This is a genomic window from Halocella sp. SP3-1 (assembly GCF_003953885.1).
Taxonomy (GTDB): Bacteria; Bacillota; Halanaerobiia; order Halanaerobiales; family DTU029; genus Iocasia; species Iocasia fonsfrigidae.
In genome coordinates, this window is sequence record NZ_CP032760.1 from 369,564 (window position 1) to 390,112 (window position 20,549).

Sequence of the window (20,549 nt, forward strand, 5' to 3'; positions counted from 1 at the left end):
CCACCACTTTATTTGTATAATTTAATAGATATTAATGTGCCCTTTCCTTTCAAACCATCAATTACAAATTCCCCATCATGCAGTTCAATAATTTTCTTTGTTATAAATAAACCATATCCATGTCCATCATGATTGCTAATATTAGTTTCCTGAAATTCCGTATAATCTTTATTAATCTTTTCTAACTGTTTTCTAGAAATCCCTTTACCATAGTCCTCTATTTCTATTAATACAACTCGTCCACTGCACATCAATGAAATATCTATCTTATCTGTCCCACTATATTTTATAGCATTGTCTATCAAATTAAGAATAACCTCTTTGATTTTATCTTTATCAACATCAATAAATATATCTTCTGTAATATTAAAATTAAACTTAATACCATATTTATTAGCTTTATATTTAATAATCCCAACAGTCTCTTCTATTAATTTCGATATATTAAAATATCCTTTATTTATTTCAAAATTATGCAAATTGAGTTTTGATGACTTTAATAATTCATTTATCATTCGCAGTAACCTCTTCCCCTCACTTTCAATATATCGTAAACATTCTTCCCGACTTTCTCTGGAATCAACTCGTTTTATTATATCTGCATAACCAAGTATTGTAGTAAGAGGAGTCCTGATTTCATGGGTCATGTTATTATAGAAGTCCTTCTGCTTACTTTTTTCAATTTTTAAGTTATCAATAAGTAAACTGATATCAGAGGACATTTTATTAAAAGAATTAGCTAGTTCCTCTATTTCATCACCACTATCTATCTCTAAATTGTTTTCTAAATTACCACTGGCAAATGATTGAACCACCGAATTTAACTTGTACAATGGAAATACTATCTTATCCGTAAAATATTGATATAAAAGAATAATAGCTATTAAAACTAGAAAACCTATCCCTGATAGAATAGCTGTTAACTTACTCTTTTGATTATCAGCTTCTTCTAAAATGCAGATCAACCTCACAACACCTTCAATTCCCTCTTTCGAAAAGAAGGGAAATGCCATTAATAGATACCTATGCTTATCAACTTTTTTTAGATTATAATTCTTCTTATTCTCAATAGCCAGTTTAATTTCCTGACTATCCCTAAAACTTGAAAAAACATCCGCAGTCTCTAATTTTGAATCTACTTGAATATTACTACTTATATATAACATTTGACTACGCAAATTAACCATCTTACTTAATTCATAATTCAAAAAAAATAGGTCTTTCTCTGATAACTGTTCAGTCGAATGCTCTGATAAGTATTGATAAAGATATAATTGCAAAATATAGCTATCATTTAAAAGAATCTTCCTAATACTTGCTAAATTATACTGATCAACAAAAATAACAGAAAAATAAATAAATAAAATAAACATGGGTAAAATAATTGCAATATTAGCAAGCATAAATTTTTTCTTAATATCAAACCTCATTTTTCCACTTCCAGTTTATAACCTACACTATATACTGTTCTAATTGCCTTTTTGTATTTTCCCAACTTTTTCCTCAATCTTTGGATATGCATATCAATTGTCCTGGTATCACCATAATAATCAAATCCCCATACCAAGTTCAACAATTCTTCTCTGGAAAAAACCTTTTTATGGTTTTCCATTAGGCATTTAATAATCTTGTATTCTTTCGGTGTCAGGTCAATCTTTTTATCTTCAATATAAAAAGAATGCTGTGAACGCATTAACTTAAAAGTAGCTAATTTAATTTCATCTTGCTTTTCCAAAGATTTAACCCTTCTCAAAACAGCTTTAATTCTTAAAACTAATTCCCTGTTATCAAACGGCTTTGTAATATAGTCATCAGCTCCTAATTCTAAACCTAACAACTTATCTTTTAAATCTGTCCTGGCAGTCAAAAAAATCACAGGTATGTTTTTCTTCTTTATCTTACTCTGAACAACAAAGCCATCAATATCTGGCAGCATAATATCCAATAAAATCAGACTCGGTTTTATAAGGTCAATTTGTTCTAAAGCCCCTTTACCATCATAAAATAAAGCCGTTTCGAATCCCTCAAGATGGAGATTCATCTTCAATAAATTGGCTATGGCTTTATCATCTTCAATAATCATAATTTTCATTTATAGTTGCCTCCCATAACTGCTGATAACTAACTCTATTTTCTGCAGCTATTGAGAAATCATATCCCCAATTTATCGGCATTTCGGATAAAGATACAAGTCCTACAGATATCGGCATCCTAACATCTTCTCTAGTAGATATTCTTTCAGTTAAATCGGTATGAAATTGTCCTATCTCCTTACTTAACATAAAATCAACAAATGCCTGAGCAGCTCTAGTATTTGGCCCATTTCGAACAATTGAAATACCCCCAATCTCCCAACCTGCTCCTTCAGGCACCCTTGAAACAATATTAAATCCAGATTTCCGCATTAACAATTGATCATGAAGAAAATTAATACCAATTAAATATTCACCAACTGCAACCCTTTGAGCAACTGTAAACCCACTTTTTGAATACTCAGCTACATTTTTATCAAGTTGTTTTAAGAATAAAATGGTTTTATCTTCTCCCCACAGCTGTATTAATGATGCTAATAATGTATAACCAGTCCCAGAGGAAAGAGGAGCAGGCATAATGATCTCTCCTTTAAAAACAGGATCAAGTAAGTCATTAAAAGATTTTGGTTTGTTAATGCCCTTTCCTGCTAACTCCTTTTCCCATCTAACTTCATTTATGCCTATTGATATAGGCCCAATATAGAGACCTGTCCAATAACCTTCAGAATCCTTATATTTAATTGGTATACTGCTGGAAATAGGTGAAATATACTTTTCCAATAACCCTTTATTAGCAAGTAGTTGATGTACATCGGCCGGCCCACCTAAAACAATATCGGCTGCAGGGGAAGTAGCTTCATCTATAACCCTTTCTGCTGTCTCACCAGCCGGCATTCTCAAATAAATATATTGACAATTGGTCTTTTCTTTAAATAAATCCAGTAATCTCCTTCCCTCTTCCTCATGAAAAGTGATATAAACAACCAGTTTCTGACCCGTTAAATCAGGATAACAGATTTTTCCCATTATTAAATCAGTTTTTATAATTATTGATACTAATATAAACAGGATAACAATAAATACATCTTTTTTCATAGAGTAGCCCCCCTAAAATAATCAAGAATCTGTTCGAAAAGTATCAGTATATGCACCGGGGATTATATATCCCTTCACTCAACGGTAACACCTTAACTTCGTTCAGGGATATATAATCCCCTATTTATACCTTTTCGAACACACACCCTAAGTTTAAATATTTTAAATATACTATAATTATAAATAATTTATAATTTTTAATCAAGCAATTGTTCAAGAGGGGTAAAACAAACTATAAAAAACAAATTTTTTTAGCCAGGGATTCTGGATCTTCAAATAAAATAGAATTTATTCCTAAACTTAAAGCAGCCTTCACATTTTCCTCCATATCATCAACAAATATCGTTTCATCTGCTTTTACTTTTTCTTCATTAAGAATATATGTGTAAAATTCAGAATTGGGTTTAGAAATACCCATTTTATTTGACGCATAAACAGCATCAAATATATCATAATATCCTTTTTTTATAAGATAATCATAATGTGGTTCAATAGTATTAGTCCCACATACTACCCGTGTTTTTTGTTTTAAGGTTTTTATAATTCTACTTGTTTTCCTATCAACTTCCGGTTTAAAAAATTTACCAAACAGTTCTTCTTTAATTTCCTTACCATATCTCTGTGAAAATACTCCCCAAAAACAGCTGGAAGATATTTTCCCATCTGAATACTCCTGTAATTCATCACCAGCAAAATCAAAAAACTGTTTATCATTTATATTAAGACATTTATATATGTCAGGTCTTACATTAAAGTTCTTTAACAGTACACCTCCCATATCAAATATAAAAAGTTTATATTTCACTTTAATACCTCCTGAATTTTTATTATTAACCCTTAGTTGCAGAATGTAGTCCACTACTAATAAAATATCTTGACATAGTAAAAAACAGAACAAACATAGGTATACTGGCCATTACTGCTATTGCCATCATTATTCCTTCATCTGTATGTGTCTCGGCCATAAACTTCATAATATATAATGGTATAGTTTTCATTCTATCACTCTGGACTACCAATAATGGCCATAATAGACTATCCCACTGGGTCCTAAAGGACAATATCGCCAGAGTAGCTATTGATGGTTTAACATTAGGCATAACTATTTTTAAAAATATTGAAAGTTCACTGGCCCCATCTATTCTTGCAGCATCAAGCACTTCATCAGGAAAAGTAATAAGACTCTGCCTCATCAAAAAGACACCAAAAGCAGTGGTAAGAAACGGAAGTATCAAACCAATGTATGAATCAATAAAACCCATTTTTACAATCACAAGATATAATGGAATCATAATAACCTCAAAAGGTATCATCATTGTTGCCATAAACATTATAAAAACTAAATTCCTACCCTTGAACTTAAATTTTGCTAAACCATATCCTGTCAAAGCAGATAATATAATTGTAGTAAAAGTTACTGTACTGGCTACAATAAGTGAATTAAGTATATTCCTCAAAAATATAAAGGTATTGTTAGGCCCCTTTAAACCATTCCAATAATTTTGCCAGTAAATTTGATTAGTAACCCAAGGATATGGCAGTTTTAAAATTTCCGTTGCTGGCATTATTGAAGAAGTAATCATAAAAATTAATGGTAGCAAAATGATTAACGCTGCCGTAATTAAAGAGATCCATATAAGTATATTTATTATTGAAATATCTATCCCCTTTTTTTTAAACATCTATTATACCTCCCTTTATAAATATGTTACCTCATCTGATTTTGAAGTTTTAAATTGTAACCATGTAAATACTATCATTATTATAAAGAGAATAATGCTCATAGCACTGGCCCTTCCTATTCTATGGTCCTTGATAGCTGTATTATAAATATTTAATGTTATTACATTGATAGGTCTGGTTGGCGCTCCAGCCTGAGTAAAAAGATACTGTGTACTAAATGTTTTAAAACATTGAATCATCGCCATAACAGAAACCAATAGGGTTGTTGGTTTTAATAAAGGAAAGGTAATATACCAAAAATCTTTCCAGCTATTTGCACCATCAATTTTAGCAGCCTCATGTATACTCTTGGGAATTCCAGATATACCTGCAATAAAAATTATCGTAAAGTACCCTATATATTTCCAAAAATATACCATAATAGTCGAAAATCTTATCATATGTGTACTGGCCAACCACTTATAATCCACACCCGATCGGTTTAAAAAAAAGTTCACACCCTGATTAGCCAAGCCACGAGGGTCAAATATTAATAACCAGATTAAGGCAGCTACAACTGATGAAAGAACCGCTGGTGAGTAATACGCCATCTGAAAAAATTTATAACATCTATCCCTGGACAAAATAAATACTGCAAGGAATAAACTAAAAACCAAGAGAGGAACAAATGTACCAATTGTAAAGATAGCGCTACTACTCATAGAATTCCAAAAATCTGGTGACTGAAACAAATATAAGTAATTCCTAAACCCAACAAATTTTGGAGCTCTTAAGGAAAGAAGGTCTTTCCTGGTTAAACTCATATAAAATGCATTCATAATCGGGTAAAAACTAAATAATGAAAAAAATATCAATGATGGAATAACAAATATCCATCCCCAACGGGCTTTTTTACGTTCTATGCTATAGTTCTTTTTATTACCAAAATTCAATGATTCTCACCCCTTTTAGTAGAAAGTCCAGACTAGAAGCCTGGACTTCCATATAAAATATTATTTTACTAATATTCTTCATCTAACACTTCTTGAATACTTAGCCCGAGGTATTTTAATGCTCCATCAACAGATGTACCCTGTAGCATTACAGATTCGATCGCTTCTTTTATATATCTTTCGAATTGGTATCCGTTCTGATGCAAGAATACAGGTTTTGCTCTAGCTAAATCTTCCATAAATACATTGGAATACGGCATATTTTTAAAGGCTTTTGATTCAATTAAATCCTGAGTAGGCTGTACAATATTTACCTTTTTCAAATACTCAACTGGATGACTCAACATATAGTCAATAAACTTCCAGGCCATCTCCTGTTTTTCATTTGAAATTTGAGAGTTTACCATTAAATAGTGTCCATAATAGGCCGCAGCAAGATTATTTTTTGCATTTTCAAATACAGGAAAAGGTACAACCATCCACTCTCCACTATTATAGAAATCAGGATTATCATCCCTTAACCTACCTTCCTGATAAAGCCCACTTAGACACATTGCAATATCATTATTGTCCTTATTAAAGGTCTTACGGGCATTAACATATGTTGGACTACCAAGATTTTTCCCATGGGGACCCCAATCTTTTATAAATTTTAGGGCCTTAATCCATGCTTCATCATTTACAATGGCTGTTTTACCATCAGGACTTAACAAATCTCCACCTAATTGTTGAACCATAGGTAAGAAAGAAACCAAATAGTAAGGATATCTAAAGTCAAATCCCCTTCTAGTAATAATTTCTCCATCTCTAAGAACTAATTTCTCTGATATATTAACCATATCTTCCCATGTTTTTGGAAAATCCTTCTCGGGATCAAGGCCTGCGTCTCTAAAAACTTTCTTATTAATAAAAATAGCCCAGTTAGTAAGTTCAAGTGGAAGACCATAAATATTTCCATCCATTGTCACAGGTCCAAATGTGTTTTCCATATAATTTTTTTTTAATTCATCAAAAGAACTATAACCTAATGCCCTAAAGTCTACAGGAGCTACACGACCATTAATCATATAGCCATATTCCTGTTCAATAGGGAGGTTAAAAACATCTGGACCATTATTTGCTGAAAATGCAGTCAATACTAGGTCCCCCATTTTACTTGCCTCATTAACAACCCTCCTTATTTCTACATTTGGATATTTTTCTTCAAATTCTTTAATATACCTGTTTTCAATTAAAGTTCTATTATCATCCGTGTGTGTCCAATAATTTAATACAATTTTATCAGCAGCATTTACAACTAAAGAAAACAAGCAAACAATCATAAGTAAATATAGAATTATATTTTTTTTCATCTTCTTCCTCCTAATATTAATAATTTAGAATTAAATAAATATTAAAAATACACCTCCCCTACTGCTAATTGTGAATATTAATTTTAGTAAAACCCTTTTTAATTACATTTATTATATTAAAAAATTATATATAAAATATTGCAAAATTGTAACAATTTTGTAACAAAGAAAATTCACCTGACTGACTATTAGTCACTTGCTGTCAAATTAAAACACAGGCTGATCATTCATTCCTGACCAAAATAGCCTGTCCCAAAGATAATTAAATTTTTTATCCTAGCAATAAAATAAACCCAAAACATTGTTAAAACCGATTATAATCCCCACCGCCAATAGCCCCTTGAATATATTGCTGGGATTTTTCATCTTGTGGATTAAGGAAAAATTCCTCTGCTTCTCTGACTTCTATTACTTCCCCTAGATAAAGAAATATAATATAGTCAGATAATCTCCTGGCCTGACGCAAGACATGGCTAACTAGAACAATTGTATAATTCTCTTTAAGTAAATACAATATCCTCAATCTCTTTGGCAGAAACTCAAAAATATAATTTAAAAAGAGAATATTAAAAAAGCAGGGAATCCCCTGCTTTTTTAATAAATTAAATATAATATAACCTTACTTAAAATTTATAACCTAACATTAAAGAAATTTGTGAATTATCTACCTCAGAACCATAATCATCATCTTCATCATAGTTTATTTCACCTTTATTAACACTATATAAAATCTCAGCAAAGATATTTTCTGAGAAATTCATACCTGCACCTAAACCATAATATAAACCACCTTCTGCATCACCACCATCCTCATATTCCTTTGAAAGATCAAAAAAATTATAACCTAGTTGACCTAGCAAATAAGCCTTATCAAGTTTATACTTCATTATACCATAAAGGGGGATAAAGTTGAATTTAAAATCACTACTATCGACATCCTCATCAAATCCTCTTTCAAATTGATAGGCCAGACCAGCACCAAAATCTACCTTAGCATTATAAGGAACCAGATACTCCCCGGCAATAGTAAAACCAGTATCAACATCAAAATCTCCTGAACCACCTTCTTCATAATCAAGATCATGATTACCGGCTAAATCCAGACCCAGTTTGGCATTAAAATAACCTTCAGCCGCAAACACTGTACAAGAAGAAACCAACAACAATACCATCATCAAAACTAAAATCTTTTTCATAAACTTAACAACCCCTTTGTTTTGATTATGTAATTTAATATATAATTCTAGGCATATAATTCTAGGCAATTTGTCATATTCCTGCAATAGTTGCCACTTATTCAATTTTCTAAATTCAATATAAATAATATGACAGACGAACCGTCCCTATGTCACGTCATATTATCTAAACTGATCGATTCTGGTGGCACTTATTTCTTCATGAGCCTGAATATTTAGGCTTATCAGCACTTCTTCCAGGGACTTTTCCTCTTTAACCCCACTGGACTTATCTTTGAGAAAAACTACTTTCAAGGTGCGCAGCATTATCTTTAGATCCAACCACAGGGAATAATTTCTGATATATAACAAGTCAAAGCGGGCCTTATCTTCAGGGCTTGTAGTATATTTACCCAGCACCTGGGCGAGTCCTGTAACCCCGGCTTTTACCATTATGCGGTATTTGAAATGTGGTATATCTTTAGTAAACTCATTAATAAAATGCTGTCTCTCTGGTCGGGGGCCAACTATACTCATATCACCTTTAAGGACATTAAAAAGCTGTGGTAATTCATCTAACCTGCTGGCCCTTAAAAACCGGCCTAGTGGTGTTATCCTGGGGTCTCTATCATATGCTAACACAGGGCCTGTCTTTTTTTCGGCATTAACAATCATGGTTCTAAATTTATAAAGCTTGAATTTCCTGTTTCCCTGGGTAACCCTCTCCTGTATATATAAGACTGGACCCCGGTCATATAACTTAATAATTAAAGCCGTAACTGCCATAATAGGCAAAGTAAGTACAATACCAATAAAAGATAGAACTACATCAAAAATCCGTTTTATAATCATCTTTTCAAAAGACAGATGGAGATTGTCTATCTCAAAAACAGGCAGGTCATCAAGCTGAACAGTCCTGGCATTAATCATAGCAATTTCAAATAACTCAGGAACCAGGTAAACAAGCTTGTTTTTACCAATACAATAGCTTATTAGCTCACTTTTAATCTCACTGCTGACACTGGGACCGACATAAATCTTATCTACCTCATCAATTAACTTATAAATATTATGATCTATATTATTGCAAATATACCTGAGGTCGTCAAGATTATCCTTACTTAATAAAAGCCTTTTAGCAATATTTTCAGTATCCTCTTTAGAACCAATAATTAAAATCCTTTTCTTGCGGTAATTCTTTTTCATTTTAAGCAATAAATAGGATTTAAATACAGCCAGCAAAACAAACTGGACAACAAAACCAATAATAAAAATACTCCTTGGAAAGGAAAAACCCCTGTTAAAATAAAGTATTCCAGCTGTAATAATATCAACTAATAAGAGACAACTAAACACTTTAATCAAATTATCCACTATTGATTTATAGGACATCGACAGCATATCAAAAAATATGTAGACAATTAAAGTGACTATCGAAATATATGGAATAATAGCATAAAAAGGCCTGATATTATTCATAGACGGCTGAAAATTAAACCTCAAATGAAAGGTAAGATAAAAACTAAAATTTATCAGAAAGACATCAATTATACCTACTAATACCTTGAGAAAAAAACCGTCCTTTTTTATAAAAGAAAATCTCATCTCCTCAATCCTCACTTTTAACTTGTATTTTACTATATCATATTATATTATATTACAAAATACAATTATTAGCAAAAAATACCTACATTTAATGACTTTTTTATTTTTCCTGTTCATACAGGAGATAAGGTGTTTTCTTCATACCCATATTTTGATAAGTTTTCTGGGCCAGCTTATTATTTTTTTCTACATATAAACGGATTCCACAGACCTCAGGGTCATTCTGAACCAGGTCATTTACATAATTATACAGCCCCCTGAAAACCCCTCTACACCTGTATTCTTCGTGAACATAAACACTCTGAATCCACCAAAACACACCATCACGCCAGTCACTCCACTCCTTTGTAATCATTAACTGACCCACAACTTTACCGTCTATTTCAACCAGATAATAAACCGCCTTTGAACTATCATTTATTGCATTCCGAACACCAGCCAGCACTATATCTCTGTCCAGGTCCAGTTCCTCTGTTTCCCGGGCCATCTTACAATTATATTCTGTAATAACTCCTACATCACTTTCTTCTGCCCTTCTAATCTTCATAACACACCCCCCTTTATGACAAGGGGACGGTTCGTCTGTCATACCAGTCTACAGACATTCCTCCATCCCATTATCTTCAAGTATCTGTCGTATCTCCTTAACCTCCTGGGCCCTGTTTTTATCACAGATGAGAATAGCATCCTCTGTGTCCACAATAACAATATTCTTGACACCGATTGTAGTCACAACCTTATCTGGGCTATGTATAATAGAATCCAGTGTATCTATCCCATAGTGTTTGCCTACTATCACATTACCATTATCATCAAGTTTTTTTACCCGTTCCAGGGCAGGCCAGCTGCCCAGGTCATCCCAACCGAATGAACCAGGTATTACAAAGATATTATCAGCCTTTTCCATAATTCCATAGTCAATAGATATACCAATTAGGTCTTCAAACTCATCACAGATGACTTTTTCAGCTAGATCTGTACCCAGAGCCTGTCCTATTCGTCCTAATGAAGCAGAAAGTTCTGGCATATACAGTTCTATATTGTCAAGGATACTCTTGACCTGCCAAACAAACATCCCACTATTCCAGAGATAGGTGCCCTCCTCCAAAAACTTTCTGGCCTTTATTATATCTGGTTTTTCAGTAAAGGCCTCTACTTGATATACCTCATCACCATCTATTCTATGCGTCAACTCACCATAATGTATATAACCATAACCAGTCTCAGGATGGGTTGGATTAATACCCAGTGTTACCAAATTACAACCTGTTGCCGCCACCATAACTGCTTTCTTTAAAATGTTTAGAAAATTATCTTCCTCTTCAATCAAGTGATCAGCAGGCAGCACTATCATTGTTGAACCAGGGTATTTCCTGTCAATAATTAAGGCCGACAAACCAATACAGGCTGCTGTATCCCGCTTTACCGGCTCAACTATAATATTTTCTGCAGGTATCCCCTTCAATTGCTTTTCGATAGGCCTTTGATAGGCCTTATTTGTAGCAATAAAAACCTGCTCTAATGGTACTAATTCACTGATTCTCTCCACTGTAGCCTGTAACATCGTCTGCTGATCATCTGTTAATTTTAGGAATTGTTTCGGCCGGTGACTCCTGCTTAACGGCCAAAAACGAGTCCCCTCTCCACCTGCCATTATTAAAGCTGTTATCATAAATATCTCTCCTTTATATATTACGATATCATCTATAAGTCATGCAAAATTATTACTTATATATAATTATAATACAATAGAGTAGTTTAAGCAATCCATCAATATTAGCTGACAGACCTGTAATAGGCAATGGTTTCTTTTAAACCGCTGCTCAAGTCATAGAGTGGTTTCCATTCTAGAACAGCCCTGGCCCTGCTATTATCTAGATAGCTATGCCGGATATCACCCTTGCGTTCCTTTTGATAGACTGGTTCCAGGTCACTTCCTAGTATCTTATTAATGAGCTGATATAGTTCATTAACTGTAACCTGTATCTTACTACTTATGTTTAATAATTTTCCGCCAGCCCCACTCAAAGCCTTGAGGTTAGCCTCTACTATATCCCTGACATAGATAAAATCCCTACTCTGTTCCCCATCACCAAAAATAACCGGCCTCTCCCCAGCCAACATCTTATCTACAAAGATAGAAATAACCCCACCCTCACCTTTAGGATCCTGTCTAGGACCATATACATTAGCATATCTAAAAATAGTATAATCCAGATCATATAACTCCTGATAGGCCCTTAGATAGTGTTCAGGTGTATGTTTGCTAATACCATAGGGAGAGATTGCTTTCAGAGGGTGACACTCATCAAGGGGCAGATAATCTGGTTCACCATATACTGCTGCTGATGAAGGGTAAATTATCTTCTTTACATTATATCTCCTGCAGCATTCCAGTAGATTAACCGTACCTGTAATATTGCTTTTAATATCAAATAGGGGGTCCTCAAGAGACTGCTGTACATCTATCTGGGCTGCGTGATGAATCACATGTGTAATACCCTCTTTCTTAAAAACCCCATTGATAAGTGGAGAACTGACATCTACTTGATAAAACTCAGCCCCCTGATTAATATTTTCGGCCTTACCCTGTGAGAGATTGTCCACAATAACTGTTTGATATCCCTGTTCAACCAGACAATCAACAATATTTGAACCAATAAAACCTGCACCACCTGTAACCAGAACTTTCATATTTATACCAACTCCTCAGTTTTCCTGCTGATACCCCTTTACAAAATTGGTAATTTGTTGTATATTCTAGCCATAACCTTTATAAGACTATAAGAAAAATAGGATTAGCACTACAATTACTACAGTTACATATCACTGATGAAAAATAACGATCCTGACTCTCAAAGACCCAACTTCAATGTGAAGCTGGGTCTTTTTTACTGAAAAAACTTTAAATATATTTTATCAAATTCAAATATATAAATCAATTGATTTATTACTTAAGCGTCTTGCATAATTGATTGTTCCCAGACAAAAACTCCGCAACGAATTTAGTATTAACCAATTATGGGCTATTTTAAACTCCCTACGGTCAAACAGAAAAACAGCCTTTTTCATAATTGTTTTTACTAAATTCTGCTCCGTTTTAATTGTCTGGATAACAATTCAATTATGCAAAAGGTCTATTATGAAAGAGCCTTACTTACTATTCTAAGGTTTTTTAATTTTCCTCTTTTTTTAGCTGGAGTTGAAAAAAAATATGTTGTATTATACAATCACATTAAAAATATTCTTTATACTGTGGGTATATATTTTATTTGAAAAGTATACATGCAGTTGTAAAATATATTCAAACCCTTATAAAAGGAGGTAAATACCATCAATGAAAAATAAAACCCTTAGTAATAGAATTGTAAACGAACTTATGGAATTCATTCGAGAAGGTGACTTTAGTGTAGGAGAAAAGCTACCAAATGAATACGAACTTTCATCACTACTCGGCGTAAGCCGTAATACAATACGCGAAGCTTTAAGGTCACTTGCTTCACGAAATATTATAGATATCCGTCAAGGTGCTGGTACATTTATTTCACAAAAAAAAGGTGTAGCAGATGATCCCTTAGGTTTTTCCTTTATAGAAGACCGCCGTAAACTTACACAAGATCTCATGCAAATTCGCTGTATCATTGAACCTCAAATCGCAGCATTAGCAGCACAAAACGCAACATCGCATGATATTGAAATCCTCGGTAATTTATGTGACGAATTGGAAGCATTAATTCGCAAACGACAGGATTTTACACAAAAGGATATGGACTTTCATACTCAACTTGCAACTTGTAGCCAAAACATTGTTATGTCCAATCTTATCCCTGTTATTTGTGAGGGTATAACAGTATTTTCTTCAATAGTAGCCGAATCAGAGTTTGAGCAAACCATCAAATCCCACCGCGAAATCTTTCATGCAGTACATGAACGGCGTGCAGCAGATGCACAGCAAGCCATGTTATTCCACTTACTTTACAACCGTAATCGCTTTATCCAAGAAAAAAATCAGTAAAAATATTCACCCATATTCTCCATATTAATTTAGAATATGGGTTCTATTTATTCATTAATTGTAGGATGATTATATAGCTTATTATTGATAAAATATATAATATAAAGCATAATATGACTATTTAAATTAAAAAAATCTTGTTAATATGAAAAATTAGTGTTATAATTTTATAAAATGGTAGGATGATTTTGAGGAGGTAGAAATTATGAACCAAAAATATGACATACTAATTGTCGGCGGGGGTGTAATTGGTAGTGCAGTGGCACGAGAAATGTCAAGATACGATTTAAAAATCGGTGTTTTGGAAAAAAACCAAGACGTCTGTTATGAAACAAGTGGCAGAAATTCTGCTGTAATACATGGTGGATTTGCATATGATATAGGTACTCTCAAGTCAGAATGCTGCGTGGAGGGTTGTTTAGAATTTGATAAAGTGGCAAAAGAATTAGATGTTCCATTCAAACGAACAGGCAAAGTTCTTGTAGGAAACACACAATCAGATTATAAAAGCCTACAAAACACAATTGAAAATGGCAAAATTAACGGTAGCATCGGTCTTGAAATGATCGATAAAGCACGTCTACATGAACTAGTTCCTGAAGTAATTGGTGAATTTGCCATGTTTTCTCCTAAAAGTGGAATTGTAGACCCTTTCCAATACACAATAGCATTAGCTGAAAATGCCAAAATGAATGGTGTGGATTTTTATTTTAATCACGAAGTAATTGACATCCACTGGGAAAAAAATAGTACCTATACTATTAAAACAAGCCAGAGTGATTTTAATACTCGCTGGGTTGTGAATTGCGCTGGCTTGGGTTGTGTGGAAATTTCAAAAATGTTAGGAATCATAGATTATCAAATCGGTGGTACTAAGGGGGACTATATTATTTTGGATAAAAAGATGGGTCCTTTACTTCCTATGCCTGTTTACCCTGTTCCTACTAACACATATATGGGTATTCATGTAACACCCACAATTGATGGCAACGTAATCATAGGACCGAATGCCGATTATGTAGATGATTTTATCTATTACGGTGTACCACAAAAAAATATGGATTATCTTGCACAAGATGCCTCTAACTTATGGCCACACATTCATAAATCAGATTACATTCGCAACTATTCTGGTATACAACCTAAGTGGCTCGATGGAGATAATGTTGTAAAAGATTTTGTAATTGAATCCCGCAAAGAAGCTCCACAAACTGTCAATCTCGTTGGAATCGAGTCTCCAGGACTTACCTCAGCACTTCCAATTGCACGCCGTGCTGTTAAATTGCTAGCAGAACGCGAAACATTACAGCCTAATAAAAACTTTAATCCAAAGCGCAAAGGTATTGTTCGTTTTTCAGGGCAAAGTGATGAAGAAAAAGCTAGATTGATTGCAGAAAATCCTGATTACGGTGAAGTAATCTGCCGTTGTGAAAAAGTTACTAAGGCTGAAATTATGCAAGCAATCCATAATCCTCTAGGTGTAGATACTATGATTGGAATCAAATATCGCACCCGTTCAATGATGGGGCGATGCCAAGGCGGTTACTGTCAGATGCGTATTGCCCAAATGATTCAAGAGGAACTTAACAAGGAAATTACTGACGTACTCTACAGTCGTAACGGATCAAACATGTTTACAGGGAAGGTGAGAGAATGAATATTGTTAACAAAAAAGTAATTATTATTGGTGGCGGCCCAGCAGGACTTGCAGCAGCTGTGGAACTTTATAAAAAAGGTATTCATGATGTTCTTATTATTGAACGAGAAAAAACACTAGGCGGTATCCTACGCCAGTGTATACACGACGGTTTTGGCCTTACACGCTTTAAAGAAACCCTTAGCGGACCCGAATACGCCCAACGATTTATAGACGAGGTACATAAGTTAAACATTCAATATATTACGAACACTACCGTTCTTTCAGTCACAAAAGATAAGAAGGTTACAGCTTCTTCAAAAGATGGACTTATGACCTTCCAGGCAAAAACCATAATCCTAACAATGGGTTGCCGTGAACGTACCCGTGGTGCCCTTGGTATTCCTGGTGAACGACCAGCAGGCGTGTTTAAAGCAGGAGTAGCTCAATCTTATATAAATCTTCACAACACTATGGTAGGTAAGGACGTTATTATTTTAGGTTCTGGCGATATCGGACTCATCATGGCACGTCGTATGACGCTAGAAGGCGCAAACGTAAAAGCCGTATTTGAAATTTTGCCATATGCAAGCGGTCTACCACGCAATATTGAACAATGTCTAAACGATTACAATATACCACTATACCTAAGTCACACTGTTACCAACATTCATGGAAGTTCCAGGCTAACAGGCGTCACAATTTCTAAGGTAAATGAACACCTTAAGCCAATACCTAATACCGAAAAAAAGTATTCTTGTGACACGTTGATTCTTTCAGTAGGGCTTATTCCTGAAAATGAGCTTTCTCTTTCAGCAGGAGTCGAGCTAGATATGCGCACAAAGGGTGCTATTGTCGATGAAAATTATCAAACATGTGTTGATGGCATATTTGCTGCAGGTAATGTTCTTCATGTTCACGACCTTGTGGATTTTGTATCCCTTGAAGCAGAAAGCCTTGCACATGCTGTTGCTGCTTATATACAGAACGATATTTTTTCTGCGTGCCATATTAAAATTAATACCAGTTCGGAAATCAACTATACTGTTCCACAGTATGTAAGCGGAACAAAAGATTTTAATCTTTCTATGCGTGTGAAAAAGCCATTCCAAAACAGTAGCATTGAAATTATTCAAGATAATTCAGTAATAAAATCTATCCATTTGAAAAAAATGATTCCAGCAGAAATGATTAAAATACCAATCAATCATAAGTTGTTACAATCTGATAACAATTTGGAGGTGCGTATAAAATGCTAAAAGAATATACCTGTATTATGTGCCCAAACGGATGTAATATTGCAGTAGAAATTAAAAATGAAAAGATCCTTTCAATAGAAGGCGCAGCTTGCAAACGTGGATATGAATACGTCAATCAAGAGCTGACCAATCCTCAGCGCAACATCTCTTCCTCCATCCTGCTAGAAAATGGTATACTACCTCTAGTAAGTGTACGACTTTCCAAACCTATTCCTAAAGATAAAATTTTTCAGGTGATGGAGATTATTAAGAAAACACGATTAAAAGCACCTGTTTTTATTGGACAAATAGCTATTGAAAACGTACTCGGATTGGGTAGCAATGTAATTATAACCAAAAACGTGATGTCTTCCTCAGCATCTGACAATATATAAAATAAAACCCCTTAAGATATTTTTTAATCTTAAGGGGTTTTCAGCCTCATTAAATATAGAACTATCAAATCTATTGTCACTAATCTTACTTTATATATTTTTGTAGGGTAGCCATTACAGCCCCTTTTCCTGAAATCATCTCTTTAAAATACCCTCAATCATTTCACCCAATCCAATTTCATATAGGTCTAATCCAAACAACTGTTCATTGCTAAGAATAGGTCTTAAATTTATAGGACTAGACATGTACACCTTCATTTTTTCCACTTTATCTACCGTATCTCTATCAGTAAAAAAACACCCGCCAATTCAAGAGGCATACGTCCATTCGGAAAATTGTCTTCAATCACAAGATACTGAGGACCTTCTGCATTAACAAACGGTGCAATAAAAGTATTTTTTTCAACATTTTTTCTCGAAAAATCTCCACTCAATCCTTCACTTAAACTGAACTACCTTTTGTCAAACTTACCATCAGGGTGCATCGTAACAAGAAGACTCAAATTATCAAAAGGAGCATAAATTCTATCAATAATCTCATAATCATATGTCTCTACAGCAATAATACCTGTCTCAACATGTTTTTTATTTAACAGTTCCTGTTGTAGTACTGCTAAAAAACCTCTAAATATATTTCCAGCACCAAAATGTATCCATGTAGGATTTTCATTTGTCTTAGATACCATACATTCATAGTCGAATTCAGGAAGGGTTATTCCTGCCTGCTCCCAAACATCACGATTTTTTATGCTATCTGCACTTAATTTCAACACTATTATATCACCGCCATCATTTTACAAATAGCTTCCCAAAGGCCATTTAAATAAGTAGCCCCCAGAGCCCTATCATATAACCCATAACCAGGCCGGCCTTTCTCCCCCCAGATCATTTTTCCCAAACCAGCGGAAACCATCTTCACTATTATCACCTTTTTCTATATAAATTATAATAAATAAATATTAATCACTAAACATAGTTCCTCATTAATCAATAAATCTAATGTTTCCAATATATTTTAGATGCTTTTTCATAAGGGCTATTATTAATTCATAAATAACATCTAAACAATACTTATATTATCTATAACAATTTTTCTAAATGAACTAGGGTTATCTATAGCAAAGTTAAACGCTTCTTCTACTTTATCAATTGGGTAATGATGTGTTACAAAAGTATTAAGATTTAATTTTCTTTCATTCATTAATTTTATAACTAAGGGAAAACGCTTTGTTTGTAAACGCGAACCAACAATATTAAGTTCTTTTTTAGTGATTAATACCTGCTGAATTTTTGAAGGTGTTGGACCAAAACCTAAAACCACAACACGTCCACCAGCTGATGCAATTGATACTGCCTCTTTAAAACTTTCCTTACTACAGACAGTGTCAGCAATTACATTGGCTCCCATATTTTTAGTTATTTCCATAACCTTTTCATTTACATCTTCATCTTTAGCATTAATAACATAATCTGCTCCCAATGTAGTCGCATAGTTTAATTTATCATTAATAATATCAGTCATAATAGCAGTTATGCCATAAGTTTTTGCAATTTGTAAAATACATAACCCTATCGTACCCGAACCCATAATCAAGATTACATCATCTTTTTTTAAATCACTTCGAAAACAAACCTGAGCACCAATAGTCAATGGCTCTATTAATATAGCTTCATCCCAACTAACTTTTTTATCAACTACATAAACATGTTTACTATTCATCAACACATATTCCTGGCAACCGCCATCAATATGTACTCCATATACTTTTAGGTTTTCACAAACATTACCCCTGCCTTGTCGGCAAGGATAGCATTCCCCACAGTACTTTATTGGTTCACCAACCACATGATCACCAATTTGAACATTTTCTACTTTTTGACCAGTCTCTACAATTTCTCCTACAAATTCATGTCCCCAAACCCTTGGATAACTTGCAAAAGGATTATGTCCTTGAAATATATGCAAATCAGAACCACAGATTCCCACTCGTTTTATTTTAATAATTACATCTGTTGGATCTTTTATTTTTGGTCGTTCCTTTTCAATAATATCAATTTTCCCTGGTTCAGTTATTTGAACTGCTTTCATTTAATCACTTCCTTACATTTTTTTAATAATCAATAGAACAACGAAGGCAACCATAATGATAACTGAGGTATAAAAGCAACTAAAAACAAGACAAGTAAAATAGTAATTAAATAAGGCATATTTGCTTTAGCAATTTTTATAATAGATATATTTGAAATACTTGAAGCTACAAATAAACATACACCTAAAGGTGGAGTTATTAAACCAACCATTAATGCTAATACAGCCATGACTCCAAAATGGATCGGATCCATCCCAATTAAGGTAGCTATTTGAAATACAATCGGGAATACAACTAATATTGCAGCAACTGTTTCCATAAACGTTCCAATAAAAAGTAACAAAAGGTTAATTAAAATAAGAATTAAAATTTGATTTTCAGTTATTGATAAAATAAAATTGGCCACCATTTCTGGAACATGTTCTACTGATAATATCCAGGCAAATAGTGCCGCCAAACCCACTAAAACCATAACCGAAGCAGTAGAAACTGCAGAATCCATAAAAGTTTGAACTAATTTCTTAAAATCAAGAGTCTTATATACAAATACTCCTAAAATCAAAGCAATTACAGCACCTATAGAAGCTGATTCTGTAGGCGTAAATATACCAAAAACAATTCCTCCTACCATTATTATCGGCAAAATTAAAGGCAAAAGAGCATCTCTTAAACTAATAATCATTTCCTTAAAACCAGCTTTTTCACCACTGGGATATCCTCTTTTTATAGATAAATAATATGTCATTGCCATTAAAGCCAAGCCTAGTATTATTCCCGGTATAGCACCGGCAATAAATAATTTACCAATAGATATACTTAATAAACTACCAGTTAAAATCATAGGCATACTCGGTGGAATTATTGGACCTACTATTGAAGAAGAAACTGTAACTGAACAGGCAAATTCTCCATCATAACCATCTTCCTCCATTGCTGGAATCAATACAGCACCGATACTTGCCGTATCAGCTAAAGCAGTCCCTGAAATTCCTGCAAATAACATGCTTACTCCCACATTTGCCAGTCCAAGTCCCCCTTTTATATGTCCAACAAAACTATTTACTAATTTTATTAATTTATTAGTAATACCCCCATTATTCATTAAACTCCCCACAAGTAAAAATAAAGGAATACTTAATAAAGACCAACTATCAATACCTGCAAATACTTTCTGCGGTATAACAACCAGAGGAAATGGACTTGAAGTAATCAACCATACAAGTGAGGAAACCCCAATAGTGAAAGCAATAGGCATACCAATTAACATTAAAATCAACATTGTCCCAAATAATATTAACAT

20 protein-coding genes and 2 pseudogenes are annotated in these 20,549 nt (G+C 33.7%); 4 read left to right on the forward strand and 18 right to left on the reverse strand.

Features of this window, described 5'->3' with window-relative positions; translation table 11 throughout:
- Window positions 1-8 precede the first annotated feature (8 nt).
- From D7D81_RS01695 to D7D81_RS01760, 14 genes are all read right to left on the reverse strand, one after another.
- Window positions 9-1,430, reverse strand: coding sequence for a sensor histidine kinase (locus tag D7D81_RS01695; RefSeq protein ID WP_125986720.1), 1,422 nt, complete (start codon window positions 1,428-1,430; stop codon window positions 9-11).
- Window positions 1,427-2,092 (reverse strand): response regulator transcription factor, encoded by a 666-nt coding sequence (locus D7D81_RS01700; RefSeq protein WP_125986722.1) that lies wholly within the window; start codon window positions 2,090-2,092, stop codon window positions 1,427-1,429. The genes D7D81_RS01695 and D7D81_RS01700 overlap by 4 nt, the downstream gene beginning before the upstream one ends.
- A complete protein-coding gene (locus D7D81_RS01705) occupies window positions 2,073-3,128 on the reverse strand; it encodes an ABC transporter substrate-binding protein (protein WP_125986724.1) in 1,056 nt (351 codons plus the stop codon). Before D7D81_RS01705 ends, D7D81_RS01700 begins: the two co-directional genes overlap by 20 nt.
- A 232-nt stretch (window positions 3,129-3,360) precedes the next feature.
- Window positions 3,361-3,933: an HAD-IA family hydrolase gene (locus tag D7D81_RS01710; protein ID WP_125986726.1), complete on the reverse strand. Its 573-nt coding sequence runs from the start codon at window positions 3,931-3,933 to the stop codon at window positions 3,361-3,363.
- 25 nt (window positions 3,934-3,958) lie between these two features.
- Entirely contained in the window at window positions 3,959-4,810 is an 852-nt protein-coding gene (locus D7D81_RS01715; RefSeq protein WP_125986728.1) for a carbohydrate ABC transporter permease, read from the reverse strand.
- Window positions 4,811-4,825: 15 nt separating this feature from the next.
- The gene (locus tag D7D81_RS01720; RefSeq protein ID WP_205739308.1) at window positions 4,826-5,743 is read right to left on the reverse strand and encodes a carbohydrate ABC transporter permease; all 918 of its coding nucleotides are present in this window, start codon (window positions 5,741-5,743) and stop codon (window positions 4,826-4,828) included.
- Between the two features lie 68 nt (window positions 5,744-5,811).
- Window positions 5,812-7,095 carry an extracellular solute-binding protein gene (locus tag D7D81_RS01725; protein WP_125986730.1) on the reverse strand — a complete coding sequence of 428 codons (1,284 nt, stop codon included), beginning with the start codon at window positions 7,093-7,095 and terminating at the stop codon, window positions 5,812-5,814.
- Between the two features lie 304 nt (window positions 7,096-7,399).
- The gene (locus D7D81_RS01730; RefSeq protein WP_125986732.1) at window positions 7,400-7,609 is read right to left on the reverse strand and encodes an ATP-binding cassette domain-containing protein; all 210 of its coding nucleotides are present in this window, start codon (window positions 7,607-7,609) and stop codon (window positions 7,400-7,402) included.
- 109 nt (window positions 7,610-7,718) lie between these two features.
- Window positions 7,719-8,291 carry an outer membrane beta-barrel protein gene (locus D7D81_RS01735; protein ID WP_125986734.1) on the reverse strand — a complete coding sequence of 191 codons (573 nt, stop codon included), beginning with the start codon at window positions 8,289-8,291 and terminating at the stop codon, window positions 7,719-7,721.
- Between the two features lie 162 nt (window positions 8,292-8,453).
- Window positions 8,454-9,875, reverse strand: coding sequence for a sugar transferase (locus D7D81_RS01740; RefSeq protein ID WP_125986736.1), 1,422 nt, complete (start codon window positions 9,873-9,875; stop codon window positions 8,454-8,456).
- Between the two features lie 100 nt (window positions 9,876-9,975).
- Window positions 9,976-10,422, reverse strand: a complete 447-nt coding sequence (locus D7D81_RS01745) for a GNAT family N-acetyltransferase (RefSeq protein WP_125986738.1) — start codon at window positions 10,420-10,422, stop codon at window positions 9,976-9,978.
- Window positions 10,423-10,470: 48 nt separating this feature from the next.
- Window positions 10,471-11,547, reverse strand: coding sequence for a mannose-1-phosphate guanylyltransferase (locus tag D7D81_RS01750; protein ID WP_125986740.1), 1,077 nt, complete (start codon window positions 11,545-11,547; stop codon window positions 10,471-10,473).
- 104 nt (window positions 11,548-11,651) lie between these two features.
- The gene (locus D7D81_RS01755) at window positions 11,652-12,569 is read right to left on the reverse strand and encodes an SDR family oxidoreductase (protein ID WP_125986742.1); all 918 of its coding nucleotides are present in this window, start codon (window positions 12,567-12,569) and stop codon (window positions 11,652-11,654) included.
- Between the two features lie 231 nt (window positions 12,570-12,800).
- The gene (locus D7D81_RS01760; RefSeq protein ID WP_125986744.1) at window positions 12,801-12,947 is read right to left on the reverse strand and encodes a hypothetical protein; all 147 of its coding nucleotides are present in this window, start codon (window positions 12,945-12,947) and stop codon (window positions 12,801-12,803) included.
- A 265-nt stretch (window positions 12,948-13,212) separates the two neighbouring features.
- On the opposite strand from D7D81_RS01760, the gene D7D81_RS01765 reads away from it, so the two are divergent.
- The 4 genes from D7D81_RS01765 (at window position 13,213) to D7D81_RS01780 (ending at window position 17,159) form a co-directional block, all read left to right on the forward strand.
- The gene (locus tag D7D81_RS01765) at window positions 13,213-13,890 is read left to right on the forward strand and encodes a FadR/GntR family transcriptional regulator (RefSeq protein WP_125986746.1); all 678 of its coding nucleotides are present in this window, start codon (window positions 13,213-13,215) and stop codon (window positions 13,888-13,890) included.
- Between the two features lie 205 nt (window positions 13,891-14,095).
- Window positions 14,096-15,547, forward strand: coding sequence for an NAD(P)/FAD-dependent oxidoreductase (locus D7D81_RS01770; RefSeq protein WP_125986748.1), 1,452 nt, complete (start codon window positions 14,096-14,098; stop codon window positions 15,545-15,547).
- A complete protein-coding gene (locus D7D81_RS01775) occupies window positions 15,544-16,785 on the forward strand; it encodes an NAD(P)/FAD-dependent oxidoreductase (RefSeq protein ID WP_125986750.1) in 1,242 nt (413 codons plus the stop codon). The genes D7D81_RS01770 and D7D81_RS01775 overlap by 4 nt, the downstream gene beginning before the upstream one ends.
- Window positions 16,779-17,159 carry a DUF1667 domain-containing protein gene (locus D7D81_RS01780; protein ID WP_125986752.1) on the forward strand — a complete coding sequence of 127 codons (381 nt, stop codon included), beginning with the start codon at window positions 16,779-16,781 and terminating at the stop codon, window positions 17,157-17,159. Before D7D81_RS01775 ends, D7D81_RS01780 begins: the two co-directional genes overlap by 7 nt.
- A gap of 455 nt (window positions 17,160-17,614) precedes the next feature.
- Here the strand turns inward: D7D81_RS01780 and D7D81_RS20350 are convergent.
- The 4 genes and pseudogenes from D7D81_RS20350 to D7D81_RS01800 form a co-directional block, all read right to left on the reverse strand.
- A pseudogene (locus tag D7D81_RS20350) lies at window positions 17,615-17,929 on the reverse strand (mannitol dehydrogenase family protein); the annotation flags it as partial.
- A gap of 5 nt (window positions 17,930-17,934) precedes the next feature.
- Window positions 17,935-18,054, reverse strand: a pseudogene (locus D7D81_RS01790) (mannonate dehydratase); the annotation flags it as partial.
- A gap of 165 nt (window positions 18,055-18,219) precedes the next feature.
- The gene (locus tag D7D81_RS01795) at window positions 18,220-19,248 is read right to left on the reverse strand and encodes a zinc-binding alcohol dehydrogenase family protein (RefSeq protein WP_125986754.1); all 1,029 of its coding nucleotides are present in this window, start codon (window positions 19,246-19,248) and stop codon (window positions 18,220-18,222) included.
- 29 nt (window positions 19,249-19,277) lie between these two features.
- A complete protein-coding gene (locus D7D81_RS01800) occupies window positions 19,278-20,549 on the reverse strand; it encodes a TRAP transporter large permease (protein WP_125986756.1) in 1,272 nt (423 codons plus the stop codon).